The sequence below is a fragment of the Mesorhizobium sp. BR1-1-4 genome (assembly GCF_020165375.1).
GTDB classification, from domain to species: Bacteria; Pseudomonadota; Alphaproteobacteria; order Rhizobiales; family Rhizobiaceae; genus Mesorhizobium; species Mesorhizobium australicum.
The window spans coordinates 138,312-151,199 of sequence record NZ_JAIUIB010000001.1 but is presented as its reverse complement, the minus strand read 5'-3'; the positions used below and the strand labels follow the sequence as shown (position 1 = coordinate 151,199).

Sequence of the window (12,888 nt, the reverse complement as noted above, 5' to 3'; positions counted from 1 at the left end):
TCGGATATTGATTCTATTGATCAAGATTGATGCTTATGGCGCCCATCCTTATCTCCCACCAGGAAAAGCTTCAAGGAGACAAGGCCATGGCGAACGGGCTCGATGATGTGGTGGCGGCCGAAACCGTGCTGTCCGACGTGGATGGCCTGGGCGGCCACCTGACGATCCGAGGCTATTCGCTTGGGGACTTGGCTGGACGATGGAGTTACGCCCGGGTCGTCCGCCTGCTGCTGGACGGCTTCTTCGACGATCTGCCCGGTGACGCCGAACTGGCGGCAAGGTTAGGCGGGGCACGCACCGAGGTCTTCGACCGGCTCGCGCCTTCGCTGCGCCTGCTGGCGCCGCTCGAAATCTACAGCGCCATGCGCGCCGGCATGGCCTTGCTGCCGGATGGCGAAACGCTGGCGGACGCCTTGCGGCTGATCGCTGCGCCGGCGGTGCTGACGCCGGCCTTGCTGCGCCTGCGGCGCGGCGAGCAGCCGATCGCACCCGACGGCAAGGCGGATCATGCCACCGACATGTTGCGGATGCTCAGGGGATCGGTCCCGTCGCCGGCATTGGCAAACGCGCTCGACACGTATCTGGTGACCGTTTGCGATCATGGCCTCAATGCCTCGACCTTCGCCACCCGCGTCGTCGCTTCGACCCTGGCGGGCCTGACATCGTCGGTGCTAGCCGGGCTTGGAGCGCTCAAGGGGCCGCTGCATGGCGGCGCGCCCGGCCCGGTCATCGAGATGCTCGACGCCATCGCCGCGCATGGCGATGCGGCCACCTGGCTGCGCGACGAGATCGCGCATGGCGAACGCATCATGGGCTTCGGTCACCGCATCTACCGCGTGCGCGATCCGCGTGCCGATGTCCTGAAAGCGGTGGTGCGCAAGCTTGGCGGTGAGGGCGACACCGGCAGGCGGCTGGCTTTCGCCGAGACGGTCGAGCAAACCGCGCTCGACGTGCTCCGGGTCGCCAAGCCGCAGCGTTCGCTGCAGACCAATGTCGAATTCTACACCGCACTGGTGCTGGAAGCGGCAGGGTTTCCGCCCGAGGCGTTCAGCAATGTCTTCGCAGCCGGACGCGTCGCCGGGTGGGTCGCGCACGCGCGCGAGCAGCAGACCACCGGACGGCTGATCCGTCCGCAGTCACGCTATATCGGGCCTGTGCCGGACCTCGTCGCCTAGCGCCCATTTGCCTGGCTTCATGTCTGTTTCGAAAGCCGCGGTCTCTCCGCATGCAGCGATTGGCTTTCGCATGACCGAAATTTCATGTGATCACGCGAGCGTGTTCGTGTTCTTGCCTTGGCCCATCCTTATATGCTGCACTGCAACATAAGCTGGCGATAGCTGCTTCCTTCGAATGACGTGGGGGGCGGGCTGGCGTATCAGGATGACAGGAACGCCATGACGAAGAACGGCAAGGCGGAGGAAAAGAAGAAGATCAACATCGCTCTCCAGGGTGGCGGCTCGCATGGCGCCTTTTCCTGGGGCGTGCTCGACCGGCTGCTGGAGGATGGCAGGCTGGAGATATCGGCGGTGTCCGGTACCAGTGCCGGCGCGATGAACGCGGTGGCGCTGGCTGACGGTTTTGTCAGAGGCGGGGTCGAGGGCGCGCGCAAGAAGCTGGACGATTTCTGGCGCGCGGTGGCGGCGAAGGGACGGTTCAGCCCGGTGCAACGCATGCCGTGGGATGTCGCCTGGGGCAATTGGTCGATCGAGAACACGCCGGGCTATGTCTTCTTCGACACCATGTCGCGGGTATTCTCGCCCTATGTCGCCAACCCGCTCGGCCTCAATCCGCTGCGCGACGTCGTCGCGCAGGAGATCGATTTCGGGAATGTCCATGCCTGCAAGCCGATGGAACTGTTCATCTCCGCCACCAATGTCGAGACAGGGCAGTTGCGAGTGTTTTCCGATGGCGAGATCGATCTCGACACAGTGATGGCCTCGGCCTGCCTGCCGCAATTGTTCCGTGCTGTCGAGATCAAGGGCGTGCCCTATTGGGATGGTGGCTATGGCGGCAATCCGGCGCTCTATCCATTCTTCAAGACGGCGGCGACCGAGGACGTGCTTCTGGTGCAGATCAACCCGGTGGTGCGCGAGGGAACACCGAGAAGCGCCAACGAGATCCAGAACCGCATCGACGAGATCACCTTCAATGCCGGGCTGCTGCGCGAATTCCGCTCGATCGCCTTCGTCAAGGAACTGATCGCCGCCGGGCGTCTGCCGCATGGCGAATACCGGGACATCCGCATGCACCGCATCGATGCCGACGAGGCGTTCAAGGATCTGTCGGCATCCTCGAAGGTCAATGCCGAATGGGCCTTCCTGACCTATCTGCGCGACCTCGGCCGCACCGCCGCCAGCGACTGGCTTGAAGAGAATTACGCTGCCGTCGGCAAGCATGCCACGCTCGATCTCTCGGGCGAACTCGACGACGGTTTCAAGCCGGTCCGCGGTCCAGCACCGGGCCGTCGCGTGAAGGAGTTTCTCGCCGTTCGCAAGAATCCGGAGGCAGAGCGCCGTCGGGCCTGAGCCCGCCGGCGGCATGGCGGGGTCTCCGCAGCAGCGCGTAGTCCAGCGCTGCTGGCGTGACAGCAACCTTGGCGTGCGGAAGAGCCGTCATCATGCTGACGCCTGTTGCCACCAACGGTCAGATGACGCCGGGCGGAAGACGTCCGAAGGGATCGGGCGCAATGCTCGACCCGAATTGCGAATGGGACGAAACACACCCGGTGTTCCCGCACCTGTCTCGTGCCGAGCCCTATGTCGCGCGTGTCGCGACGCGATGGTCCAAGGCGTAAGAATGCGGGCGCGTTGAGTTTTTCAGCATCAGGTTCGACCTCGGGGCCTTGGCGGCGGCAAACCTGACCTGAAAGGTTGCCGTGCCTTTTTTTCGAACAATTCCAGCCCTTTAATCGAGTGTTATGGTGTCTCGATCATTGCCCCTCGCCGATCACACTGACGCGGATCGTCGGTTTGTGCCTGCACTTCGATCGGCGACGCAATGCGGATCGCGGCTATATTTCGGAGACGGCCGGACGGGCCTGTGGCGAGCCGCGCTGGTCTCCGGTGGACGATGTTTCAGAGCCGGATCGTGAGCCGGCGGCCGGCTTCACCAAGTAGCCTGGCAAGTGACGAAGTACCGTTTCATGGCGGCCACACCTTGTTCGGCTACGCAATGCTGCTGCAACTTTGGGGCTATATTGCGATGCAACTTTGATGTAGAAGCGCGCTCGCCGATCACGGCAATTTGAACACGGTCGAGCGCGCACCCATATCGGCGACGCGCACGCGTCATCAGACGCGGTGCTGGCCGAACCCGCAGTGGAAAAATGACGATGCCTAAAATCAGGTTTCACAAGCTTGCAGCCATTGTTGTGCTCATCGGTTTCGCGGCGTGGATGGCGACAGGCGAGTTCTCGTCGGTCGGCAGCGTAGCGGCGAACAAGGCCAAGGCAGCCGAAGCCGAGCAGGGCAAGACGCCGGACGCGAGCAAGCCGAAGACGGCGGAAGCCGAACCGAAAGCCCCGCTGCGTACCGTCGCTGTGGTGACGCCGCCGCGAAAGACCTATGCGCGCGCCATCCGCATTTCCGGGCTGACCGAAGCCGACAAGCGCGCGGTGCTGGCAACCCGCGTCGCCGGCGTCATCGACAAGCTGCCGGTCAAGCAGGGCGACCACGTCAAGACCGGCGACCTGGTGCTGATGCTCGCCGCCGAGGAAAAGATCTCGATGGTCGACAACGCCAAGCAGCTTGTGGCGCAGCGCAAGGCCGAACTCGACGCCGCCGAGCGTCTGGCCAAGACAGGCAATTTGCCGAAGCTGCAGCTCGACACCGCCCGCTCCAACCTGACCCAGGCGCAATCGCAGCTGGACACCGCACAGGCCGAGCTCGACCGCAACGAAGTGAAGGCGCCGTTCGACGGCGTCATCGACCGGGTGCCGGTGGAACTCGGCAGCTCCGTCATGCAGGGCGGCGAGGTGGCGACGATCCTCAAGCTCGATCCGGTGATCGCGCGCGGCGAAATCAGCGAGCGCGACCTCGGCTATCTCAAGATCGGCGACAAGGCCAGCGTTCGGCTGGTCAGCGGCCAGACCGTCGAAGGCACCGTGCGCTATATCAGCCGCGACGCCTCGCCGGCGACCCGCACCTTCCGTGTCGAGATTGCCATCCCCAATGCCGATGGCTCGGTGCCGGCCGGCATGACGGCCGAAATCCAGCTCAGCGCGCTGCCGACCGACGCGGTGCTTTTGCCGCGCTCGGTGGTGACGCTCGGCGACAAGGGCGACCTCGGCATCCGCGCCGTCGGAAAGGACAACAAGGTGGCGTTCTTCCCGATCGATTTGGTCGACGATACGCCGACCGGTCTCGTGCTTGGCGGCATCCCGGCCGATGCGCGCATCATCGTTGCCGGCCAGGAACTGGTGAAGGAAGGCGACGAGGTCCATCCGGTCGAGGCCGACCAGGCGACCATCAAAAAACTGATCGGCGAAGCCACCGCTGGGACGCAGTAGCGCATGGGCGCCGGCGCCGGGCCTTGTCCGGCGACAGCATGTCCGTTCGCCACTCCCGAAAGCAACAGCAGGCATAAGTCATGGATATCGTCAGACTCGCAATCAACAATGCCCGCCTGACCATCTCGGTCCTGGTCTTCCTGCTGATTGCAGGCTGGGTCGCCTATCAATCGACACCGAAGGAAGCGGAACCCGACGTTCCGATTCCGATGATGTATGTCAGCCTGATCTATCAAGGCATTTCGCCGGAGGATTCCGAGCGTCTTCTGCTGCGGCCGATGGAAAGCAAGTTGAAAAGCCTGAAGGGCCTCAAGGAGATGCGCTCGGCCGCCTTCCAGGGCGGCGGCTACGTTCTGGTCGAGTTCCAGCCGCAGACGAACCTGGCGACGGCACTGCAGGACACACGCTCCAAGGTGCAGGACGGCAAGGCGGACCTGCCGCAGGCGGCCGAGGAGCCTGTCGTCACGGAGGTCAACATTTCCGAATTTCCGGTGCTCGTCGTCACGCTGTCCGGCGAATTGCCTGAACGCGTGCTGGCTGCCGCGGCGCGCGAACTGCGTGATCGCATCGAGGAAGTGCCCGGCGTGCTCGAAGGCTCGTTGCAGGGCTCGCGCGACGATCTGGTCGAGGTCGTCATCGATCCGATGAAGCTGTCGTCCTATGGCCTGCAGCTCGACCAGCTGATCGGCGCGATCGGTGCTTCCAACAGCCTGGTCGCCGCCGGCAACATCGAGGGCTCGGAAGGCAAATATGCCGTCAAGGTGCCGTCGCTGATCGAGACACCCGAGGATGTGGCGGCACTTCCCGTGGTCGCCGGGCCCAATGCCGTGGTGCAGGCCAAGGACATCGCGACGATACGCTCGACCTTCGCCGACGCGACGACAATCACGCGCCTCAACGGCAAGCCGGCCATCGCCATCGAAGTCAAAAAGCGCATCGGCGCCAATCTGATCGATACGCTGACCAAGGTCAGGGAGGTGTCGGATGCCTTCGTCAAGACCATGCCCGAGGGCATGCACGTCACCTACACGCAGGACAAGTCGGTCTTCGTCAACCAGCTGCTGGGGGACTTGCAGAACCATGTGATGATCGCCGTCATCCTGGTGTTCATCGTCATTCTCTACGCGCTGTCCGGCCGTGCCTCGCTGCTGATTGGCCTGGCCATTCCGTCGTCCTTCCTAATCGGTATCCTGCTGCTTGCCATGATGGGCTACACGATCAACATGATCGTGCTGTTCAGCCTCATCCTGGCGGTCGGCATGCTGGTCGACGACGCCATCATCGTCACCGAGTTCGCCGAACGAAGGATGAGCGAAGGCATGCCGAAGCAGGAAGCCTTCGCGCTTGCCGCCAAGCGCATGGCCGGCCCGGTCATCGCCGCGACGATGACGCGTATCGCCGCCTTCTCGCCGCTGTTGTTCTGGCCCGGCATCATCGGCGATTTCATGAAGTACATGCCGATCACGCTGATCGTCACGCTGTCGGCCTCGATGCTCTATGCGCTGGTCTTCGCGCCGACGCTGGGCGCTATATTCGCCAAGGCGCCGCAGCATCACGAGGATGGCAATCGCGACGGCTGGTACATGGCTGTCGTCAAGCAGGCGGTGCGCTTTCCCATCACCGTGATGGTGCTCACCGTCGTCTTGCTGACCGGTATTTTCGTTGGCTATTCAAAGTACGGTGCCGGCGTCGAGTTTTTCCCGAGCGTCGAACCCGACTACGGCCTGCTTTACGTGCATGCCCGCGGCAACCTTTCGCTGGCCGAAATGGATACGGCGACCAAGATCGCCGAGAGCCGGTTGCTCGGGTGGCCTGGCGTGAAGTCGGTCTACACCCGCGTCGGCAAGACGCAGGGCGGCGGCCAGGATGTGCCCGAGGACGTCGTCGGCGTGATCCAGTACGAATTCATCGACTGGCGCGAACGCAAGTCCGCCAACCAGATCCTAAGCGATCTGCGCGGCGTGATGGCCGGCATTCCCGGGGTCGACGTGGAGGTGCGCGTGCCGGAAGCCGGTCCGCCGACCGGCAAACCGATCCAGATCAGGCTATCGGCCGTCGATCCAGCCGGCCTCGACGACAAGGCGCGCGCCGTCGCGGCGCGTATCGCCAAGGTGCCGGGCGTCATCGATATTTCCGATGGCCTGCCGCCGCCCGGCGTCGACTGGGCTCTCGAGGTCGACCGCGCCAAGGCCGCGCAATACGGCATCAGCCCGACTTCGGTCGGCACCGTGGTGCAGCTGGTGACGAACGGACTGAAGCTCTCCGAATACCGGCCTGCTGGTGCCGATGACGCCGTCGACATCCGCCTGCGTCTTCCGGAAGACCGGCGCACGCTGTCGACGCTGGACGAGCTCAGGGTGCAGACCTCGCAAGGGTCGGTGCCGATCTCAAACTTCGTCGTGCGCAAACCCGAGCCGACGGTCGGCATCCTCAACCGCATCGACGGTGCCCGAACCGTGGTGGTGCAGGCCAATGTTGCCGCCGGCCAACAGGTCGCGGCAGTCCAGCAGCAGGTCACTCAGGCCGTCACCGATATGAATCTGGGCAGCGGAATACGCTGGAAGCTCGCCGGATCGAACGAGGACAGCGCGGAAGCCAGCGCCTTCCTCAGCAAGGCCTTCGGCGCGGCGATCTTCCTGATCTTCCTGGTGCTGCTGGCGCAGTTCAACAAGTTCACCAGCGTATGGCTGGTGCTGTCCTGCGTGGTCATGGCGACAATCGGCGTGTTCCTTGGACTGCTGATCACGGGCGAGACGTTCGGCATCGTCATGTCGGGCATTGGCGTCATCGCGCTGGCCGGCGTGGTGGTGAACAACAACATCGTGTTGATCGACACCTACGACCGGTTGCGTGAGGAGGGCTGGGACAAGATGGACGCGGTGCTGCAGACCTGCCGCGAGCGTGCGCGACCGGTTGTGCTGACGGCGGTGTCGGCGATTCTCGGCGTGCTGCCGATCGCCTTCGGCCTTGGGCTCGAAATCTTCCATCACGAGACGACGATCAATGCGCCGTCGACGCAATGGTGGATTTCGCTGTCCTCGGCGATCGTCTTCGGCCTGTCCTTCGCCACCATTCTGACGCTGGTCGTGACGCCGTCGATGCTGATGGTGTTCACCCGCGCCAAGATCAAACCCGGCGCGCGACGCGGCTTAATCAGCCGTCTCTTCCGGCGCGGCAAGGGCGAGATCTCGTCCCAAGGGCCTCTGGCAGATGTCGGCGCCGAGCCGGCAGTCAGCTTCCCGAAGGCGGCGGAATAGAGCATTTCGCAGGCCAAGCAACAAAGGCCGTCCGGGAACAACCGGGCGGCCTTTTGCATTGTTCCCTCGAATGCAACCAGACGGCGAGGGCTCAAAATGACGATCAGCACACTTCTCGTTATCATCCTGATCCTGATCCTGATCGGCGCTGTGCCGGCATGGCCGCATTCGCGCTCCTGGGGCTACGGACCATCGGGCATTGTCGGCGTCATCCTGGTCGTGGTGCTGATCCTGCTTGTGCTGGGCAGGATCTGACCGGCAACGATCCGCCGCCGGACCTTACCGAGCGCAGCCGTTCTCACCTGCCAGCAAGCTCGATCAGGCGGCCTGGCGACGGGGGGGCGCGACGGCGATCCCGATATCCTGCAAGGCTTCGTTCACCGCCTGATCAAGCGGCGTATGTGGGATTTCTCCGATGATGCCTGCCAGCCGCGTCGAGGCCAGCCGGTGCGGCTCGAAGCGCAGGTATGACATCGAGACGATCTCTCGCCACATCGCCACGAACGGGCTGCCGGCGCGCAGCACCCACCAAGGCATGGAAGTCATCTTGAGTTGATGGCCGATGGCGTTCTCGGCGGCCACCTTGATCTCGAGATCGGTGACGGCATGGCCCGGAAAGTTCAGCGCCTCATAGAAGCCGAGCTTGTCGAGATTGCGGGCCAGCGCGACGAAACCGACGGCGAAATCCGGCAAATAGGCCCATTCATGCACGAGGTCGGCCGGACCGGGCGCGGTGTAGATGCCCTTGTTGATCTTGGCGGCGACGATCAGGTCAAACCAGGAGCCGCTGCCGGTGCCGCCGAAGAAATCGCCGGCCCGCAGAACAATGGTGCGCACCCGTCTGGCCTCGGCCTCACGGCGGAACAGATCCTCCATGGCACAGCGGATGCGGCCCTTCTCGGTCGTCGGATGGAACGGCGTGTCTTCCGTGATCACCGCCGGCATGGGCGAGCCGTAATTGTAGACGGTGCCGGGGAAGAGATGCTGCGCATCGTTGGCATGGCAGGCGGCCATGACATTTTCGGCCATTGGCAGGCATTTGCCCCAGTCGGTGTAGATCGGGTTGAGGCCGTTGAAGATGATGTCGACACCCTCGGTGGCCTGGATCAGCGATTGACGGTCCAGCGCATCGCCGGCAACCGCCGTGGCGCCCTCAAGCTCGGCCGGCACCATGCCGGTACGGGTGACGGCGCGGACGTCGAAGCCGGCGTCGATGAAGGCCTTGGCAACCACGCGACCGAGCCGGCCATTGGCGCCGAGAATTGCGATCTTGGTCATTCTTCGTCTCCTTATTCGTTTTCAAGTGCGGGGTTTGCCTAGAAGCGACGGGACAAGCCCGCCGCTTCTGGATTTTCGAGGGCCGCCGTTCAGCGGCTGCCGAAGAGGTCGCGGTTGCTGCCCTGGACGGCTGGCTTCTGATTGGTCGCCTCGGATTTGCTGATCGACGTGGTGGTCACATTGTCGGTGGTGACGACGGTTGGCTGGCTGGCATTGTCCGAGCCGAACTTGTCGCTGCCGGCGAAAGCCGTGTTGGCGGCGATGAGGAGGGCGGCGGTTGCGATTGCGATCTTGGTCATTGGATTACTCCTGATTGGTTGTTGCAGTCGGTATCGGTGTTTGCAGGGTGAATATGATTGCTTCATCAATGAATTAAAATTGACTACGAATGCAGTTTTGATATTCATTATTGAATGGAAGACATTGACTGGAACCTGATCAAGAGCTTTGTCACCGTGGCGGAAACCGGCAGCCTGTCGGCCGCGGCGCGAAAACTGTCGGCAAGCCAGCCGACGCTTGGCCGTCACATCGGGGAGTTGGAACAGGCGCTCGGCGTCACGCTTTTCCGGCGCGGCCGAAGCGGCTATGCGCTGACCGAAGCGGGAGCCACGCTGTTCGAGCGCGGCAAGACGGTGAGCGAGCAGGCAAGCGCCTTTTCACGGCTCGCGCTGGGTTCGGTCGAGGCGATCGAAGGCACGGTGCGCATCGCGGCCAGTGAGGTGGTAGCGGCCTATGTGCTGCCCGACATGATGGCGCGGCTCGGCGTCGACGAGCCCGGCATCGAGGTCGAGATCGTTGCCTCGAACCAGGTCGAAAACCTGCTGCGCAGGGATGCCGACATTGCCATCCGCATGGTCAAGCCGGCGCAGAACGAACTGGTGGCGCGCAAGGTCTGCGATATCGCGCTCTGCGCCTGCGCTGCCATATCCTATCTCGACAGGCGCGGGCGCCCGCTGGGGCCGGCCGACCTCGTCAATCACGCCCTGATCGGCTTCGATCGCAGCGACGAAATGATCCGGGCTTTTTCCCAGTATGGCATCCCGGTCACCCGAAACAGCTTTCGTTTCAGGGCCGACAATCAGATCGTGCTCTGGGAAGCGGTGCGGGCGGGAAACGGCGTTGGTCTTGGCCAGGAGCCGCTGGCAGACCGCGATCCGCTGGTGGAGAAGGTGTTGCCCGGCCTGCCCTTGCCTGCCCTGCCGGTATGGCTGGCCATGCATCGCGACGTGCGCACCAGCGTGCGCATCCGGCGCGTGGCGGATTTTCTCCACGAGGAATTGAAACGTTATTCGGCGGGGGCGGCATCCGGAGCGAATTCGGCGCGGTGAGCCAATCCGGCCATCAGCAAGACGACGATTAGCAGAGCCGACATGGCGATGAAGATCGGGCCGAAGCTGGAATGCTCGGCGACGAAGCCGATCGCCGACGGCGCCACCAGAATGCCGGAATAGCCCATGGTGGTGACGACGCTCATGCCGGTGCCCGAGGACATGCCCTCCTGGTTGCCGCCGGCGGAAAAGATGATCGGCACCATGTTGGCGATGCCGAAGCCGCAAAGCGCAAAGGCTGATATGGCGAGCCAAGGCGAAGGCGACAGGCCGGCGATCAGCATGCCGGCGGCCGCGACGATGGCCGAACCGCGCAGTGTCATCACTGCGCCGAAGCGGTTGCGGACGCCATCGCCGAAAAAGCGCATGATCGCCATGACGCCGGAGAAGGCGGCATAGGCAAGACCGGCGACGGCGAGGTCGGCGCCGAGTTCCTGCCGCAGATACAGCGCCGCCCAATCGAGCACCGCGCCCTCTGAAATCATCGTCAACAGGGCCATCAGGCCGATGAGGTAGACCAATGGGTTTGCCGGCAGAGCGAATTTATGATGCTCGACCGCCTGCGGTTTGTTTTCGGCCACGATGTGGGGCACCGCCGCCGCGATTGCCGCGAAGGCAAGCACGGTCACCACCGCGGCATGGGCGAGGTGGCCATAGGTCTGGATGGCGAAGCCGCCGAGGGCGCCGCCGGCGAAACCGCCGAGGCTCCAGAAGCCGTGCGACGAGGACATGATGGCACGCCCCAGCCGCCGTTCCACCACCACCGCATTGGCATTCATGGCGACATCCATGCCGCCGATCGAGCCGCCGAATATGAACATGGCGATGGCCGCCAGCGGCACGTCGGGTGCCAGCGCCACGACCAGCAGGCCGAGGCTGCCGCACAGGCCGAACCAGCGCAGCACGGTGCGCGAGCCGTGTTTGGAGATCAGGTGGCCGCACCATGTCATGGCGGTGACCGCGCCGGCGCCGAACAAAAGGATCAGCAGGCCGAGCGTGAATTTCGAGATGTCCAGCCGGGTCAGGAAGACAGGAATCTGCGGCGCCCAGCTGCCGGTCAGGAAACCATTGGCGAGGAAAATGGCCGCCACGGCCCATCGCCCACGAATGGCAGTCTGCATGGCGTTCGAAGCGTTCATGGCACGAATCCGGTCAGAAAATGGCTTTGCGCGGCAAATTAGATCGATTCAATTTTCAGTCAAGCGCTGTTGTGGGAAAGCATTTGGACTAAACGGGCTCAGTGATCCTTGGGGCGCCGTGCTTCGAATTCCGCCTTCTTGGCGTCCGAAGCCTCTATCTGGTTGAGCGCCTGCCATTGCGCATAGGGCATGCCGTAGACGATCTCGCGCGATTGCTCTTTGCCAAGATCGACGCCTTCGGCATTGGCTGCTTCGCGGTACCAGTTCGACAGGCAGTTGCGGCAGAAGCCGGCGAGGTTCATCAGATCGATGTTCTGCACGTCGCCCCGTTCACGCAAGTGCTCGATCAGCCGCCGAAAAGCGGCGGCCTCGAAGTCGCGCTTCTGTTCGTCGCTGAGTTCGGTCATCGAAACCTCCGTCATAGCGGCCCGGTGCGCGAGCCGAACATCTTTACCGCATGTATATCGGGACGGCGGTCGATCGCGTCAACGATCGGTGCGAGCCGCCCGGCCCAGGCGAGAATGCCCTTCTGGTCCGCTATCAGATCCTGGCGGATTTCGATCAGCGCGTGGGCATAGCCATTGACGATGGCGTGCCTGAACATGGTGTCGCCGCGCAACGCGCCATCATACGGTTCGTTGTCGCCAACGACGAGTTGTTTGTCCTCAGCCAGCATATCGATCAGCGGTCGCGCCACCCGGTCGTCCTCGTCCCACAGAATACCGACATGCCACGGACGTTGCTTGCCCTGCATGGCAGGGGTGAAGGAATGCACCGAGAAGATGAAAGGCGCTTGCCCTGAAGCCTGCGCGACTGACGCAATCATGGCGCCGACCGCGTCGTGATAAGGGCGGTAGAAGCGATCGAGCCGCCTTTCGCGTTCCTCCTGCGCCAGGGGATAATTTCCGGGAATGATGGTGCCGTCGTAAAGCTGGCGAATGAGTGTTGGATCGTCCTCGCCTCGGTTGGGGTCGATCAGCAGCCGCGAGAAATTGGCGAGCACCGCCGGCGCATCGAGCAGGGCCGCCAGTTCGCGCGTCACCGCTTCGGCGCCAATGTCATAGGCGATATGGCGGTCGAATTCGGCCGCCGGCAGCCCCAGGCTGCCATATTCTTCCGGCAGGTCGCGGCGGGCATGATCGGCCAGAAGCACGATGCCTCGCTTGCGGTCGCCCTCGACGATGTCGAAGGGCGCGAAAACTGTGGATCGGGTCATTGGCGGAAAATGGTCGTTCGCTGGCCTTCGGGGAGGATGCTATCGTCATTCCACGAAGACGACGTGTACGCAATGCCGTTGTTTAGCCAAGGTTTCCCGGGAAATCTGGCACGGGGCGACGGTCGTGCGCCGGGAGCCTTCCTAAATCGATTGGAATTGGTCA

At 63.4% G+C, this 12,888-nt stretch carries 12 protein-coding genes; 7 read left to right on the top strand and 5 right to left on the bottom strand.

What is annotated here, in order from left to right:
• The first annotated feature begins 86 nt into the window (after positions 1 to 86).
• The 6 genes from LB571_RS00780 to LB571_RS00755 all read left to right on the top strand — a co-directional run bounded on the left by LB571_RS00780 (position 87) and on the right by LB571_RS00755 (position 8,019).
• Entirely contained in the window at positions 87 to 1,175 is a 1,089-nt protein-coding gene (locus tag LB571_RS00780) for a citrate synthase/methylcitrate synthase (RefSeq protein WP_224591590.1), read from the top strand.
• Positions 1,176 to 1,394: 219 nt separating this feature from the next.
• A complete protein-coding gene (locus LB571_RS00775; protein WP_140791689.1) occupies positions 1,395 to 2,525 on the top strand; it encodes a patatin-like phospholipase family protein in 1,131 nt (376 codons plus the stop codon).
• A 92-nt stretch (positions 2,526 to 2,617) separates the two neighbouring features.
• Positions 2,618 to 2,794 (top strand): hypothetical protein, encoded by a 177-nt coding sequence (locus LB571_RS00770; RefSeq protein WP_224591587.1) that lies wholly within the window; start codon positions 2,618 to 2,620, stop codon positions 2,792 to 2,794.
• Positions 2,795 to 3,331: 537 nt separating this feature from the next.
• Complete coding sequence (locus tag LB571_RS00765; RefSeq protein WP_224591584.1) at positions 3,332 to 4,507, top strand: efflux RND transporter periplasmic adaptor subunit; 1,176 nt, start codon at positions 3,332 to 3,334, stop codon at positions 4,505 to 4,507.
• Positions 4,508 to 4,587: 80 nt separating this feature from the next.
• Positions 4,588 to 7,764: an efflux RND transporter permease subunit gene (locus LB571_RS00760; protein ID WP_224591581.1), complete on the top strand. Its 3,177-nt coding sequence runs from the start codon at positions 4,588 to 4,590 to the stop codon at positions 7,762 to 7,764.
• A gap of 96 nt (positions 7,765 to 7,860) precedes the next feature.
• Positions 7,861 to 8,019 carry a DUF3309 family protein gene (locus LB571_RS00755; RefSeq protein ID WP_015315312.1) on the top strand — a complete coding sequence of 53 codons (159 nt, stop codon included), beginning with the start codon at positions 7,861 to 7,863 and terminating at the stop codon, positions 8,017 to 8,019.
• Positions 8,020 to 8,082: 63 nt separating this feature from the next.
• Here the strand turns inward: LB571_RS00755 and LB571_RS00750 are convergent, their stop codons facing one another.
• Entirely contained in the window at positions 8,083 to 9,042 is a 960-nt protein-coding gene (locus LB571_RS00750; RefSeq protein WP_224591577.1) for an SDR family oxidoreductase, read from the bottom strand.
• A gap of 89 nt (positions 9,043 to 9,131) precedes the next feature.
• On the bottom strand, positions 9,132 to 9,341 hold the full coding sequence (locus LB571_RS00745) for a DUF680 domain-containing protein (RefSeq protein WP_140720047.1): 210 nt from the start codon (positions 9,339 to 9,341) through the stop codon (positions 9,132 to 9,134).
• Positions 9,342 to 9,455: 114 nt separating this feature from the next.
• On the opposite strand from LB571_RS00745, the gene LB571_RS00740 reads away from it, so the two are divergent.
• Positions 9,456 to 10,370 carry a LysR family transcriptional regulator gene (locus LB571_RS00740; RefSeq protein WP_224591574.1) on the top strand — a complete coding sequence of 305 codons (915 nt, stop codon included), beginning with the start codon at positions 9,456 to 9,458 and terminating at the stop codon, positions 10,368 to 10,370.
• Here LB571_RS00740 and LB571_RS00735 read toward each other — a convergent pair.
• The 3 genes from LB571_RS00735 to LB571_RS00725 all read right to left on the bottom strand — a co-directional run bounded on the left by LB571_RS00735 (position 10,328) and on the right by LB571_RS00725 (position 12,725).
• Positions 10,328 to 11,509, bottom strand: a complete 1,182-nt coding sequence (locus tag LB571_RS00735; protein WP_015315316.1) for an MFS transporter — start codon at positions 11,507 to 11,509, stop codon at positions 10,328 to 10,330. The two genes, LB571_RS00740 and LB571_RS00735, sit on opposite strands and share 43 nt — an antisense overlap.
• A 98-nt stretch (positions 11,510 to 11,607) precedes the next feature.
• Positions 11,608 to 11,916, bottom strand: a complete 309-nt coding sequence (locus LB571_RS00730) for a DUF1244 domain-containing protein (RefSeq protein WP_224591571.1) — start codon at positions 11,914 to 11,916, stop codon at positions 11,608 to 11,610.
• Between the two features lie 11 nt (positions 11,917 to 11,927).
• Complete coding sequence (locus LB571_RS00725) at positions 11,928 to 12,725, bottom strand: N-formylglutamate amidohydrolase (protein WP_224591568.1); 798 nt, start codon at positions 12,723 to 12,725, stop codon at positions 11,928 to 11,930.
• Positions 12,726 to 12,888: the final 163 nt, after the last annotated feature.

What these genes read in the sequence shown, in the direction of transcription:
- LB571_RS00780 (WP_224591590.1), top strand. Translation starts at nt 87, where the DNA reads ATGGCGAACGGGCTCGATGATGTGGTGGCGGCCGAAACCGTGCTGTCC.
- LB571_RS00770 (WP_224591587.1), top strand. Translation starts at nt 2,618, where the DNA reads ATGCTGACGCCTGTTGCCACCAACGGTCAGATGACGCCGGGCGGAAGA.
- LB571_RS00745 (WP_140720047.1), bottom strand. Translation starts at nt 9,341, where the DNA reads ATGACCAAGATCGCAATCGCAACCGCCGCCCTCCTCATCGCCGCCAAC.
- LB571_RS00730 (WP_224591571.1), bottom strand. Translation starts at nt 11,916, where the DNA reads ATGACCGAACTCAGCGACGAACAGAAGCGCGACTTCGAGGCCGCCGCT.
- LB571_RS00750 (WP_224591577.1), bottom strand. Translation starts at nt 9,042, where the DNA reads ATGACCAAGATCGCAATTCTCGGCGCCAATGGCCGGCTCGGTCGCGTG.
- LB571_RS00765 (WP_224591584.1), top strand. Translation starts at nt 3,332, where the DNA reads ATGCCTAAAATCAGGTTTCACAAGCTTGCAGCCATTGTTGTGCTCATC.
- LB571_RS00760 (WP_224591581.1), top strand. Translation starts at nt 4,588, where the DNA reads ATGGATATCGTCAGACTCGCAATCAACAATGCCCGCCTGACCATCTCG.
- LB571_RS00735 (WP_015315316.1), bottom strand. Translation starts at nt 11,509, where the DNA reads ATGAACGCTTCGAACGCCATGCAGACTGCCATTCGTGGGCGATGGGCC.
- LB571_RS00755 (WP_015315312.1), top strand. Translation starts at nt 7,861, where the DNA reads ATGACGATCAGCACACTTCTCGTTATCATCCTGATCCTGATCCTGATC.
- LB571_RS00725 (WP_224591568.1), bottom strand. Translation starts at nt 12,725, where the DNA reads ATGACCCGATCCACAGTTTTCGCGCCCTTCGACATCGTCGAGGGCGAC.
- LB571_RS00740 (WP_224591574.1), top strand. Translation starts at nt 9,456, where the DNA reads ATGGAAGACATTGACTGGAACCTGATCAAGAGCTTTGTCACCGTGGCG.
- LB571_RS00775 (WP_140791689.1), top strand. Translation starts at nt 1,395, where the DNA reads ATGACGAAGAACGGCAAGGCGGAGGAAAAGAAGAAGATCAACATCGCT.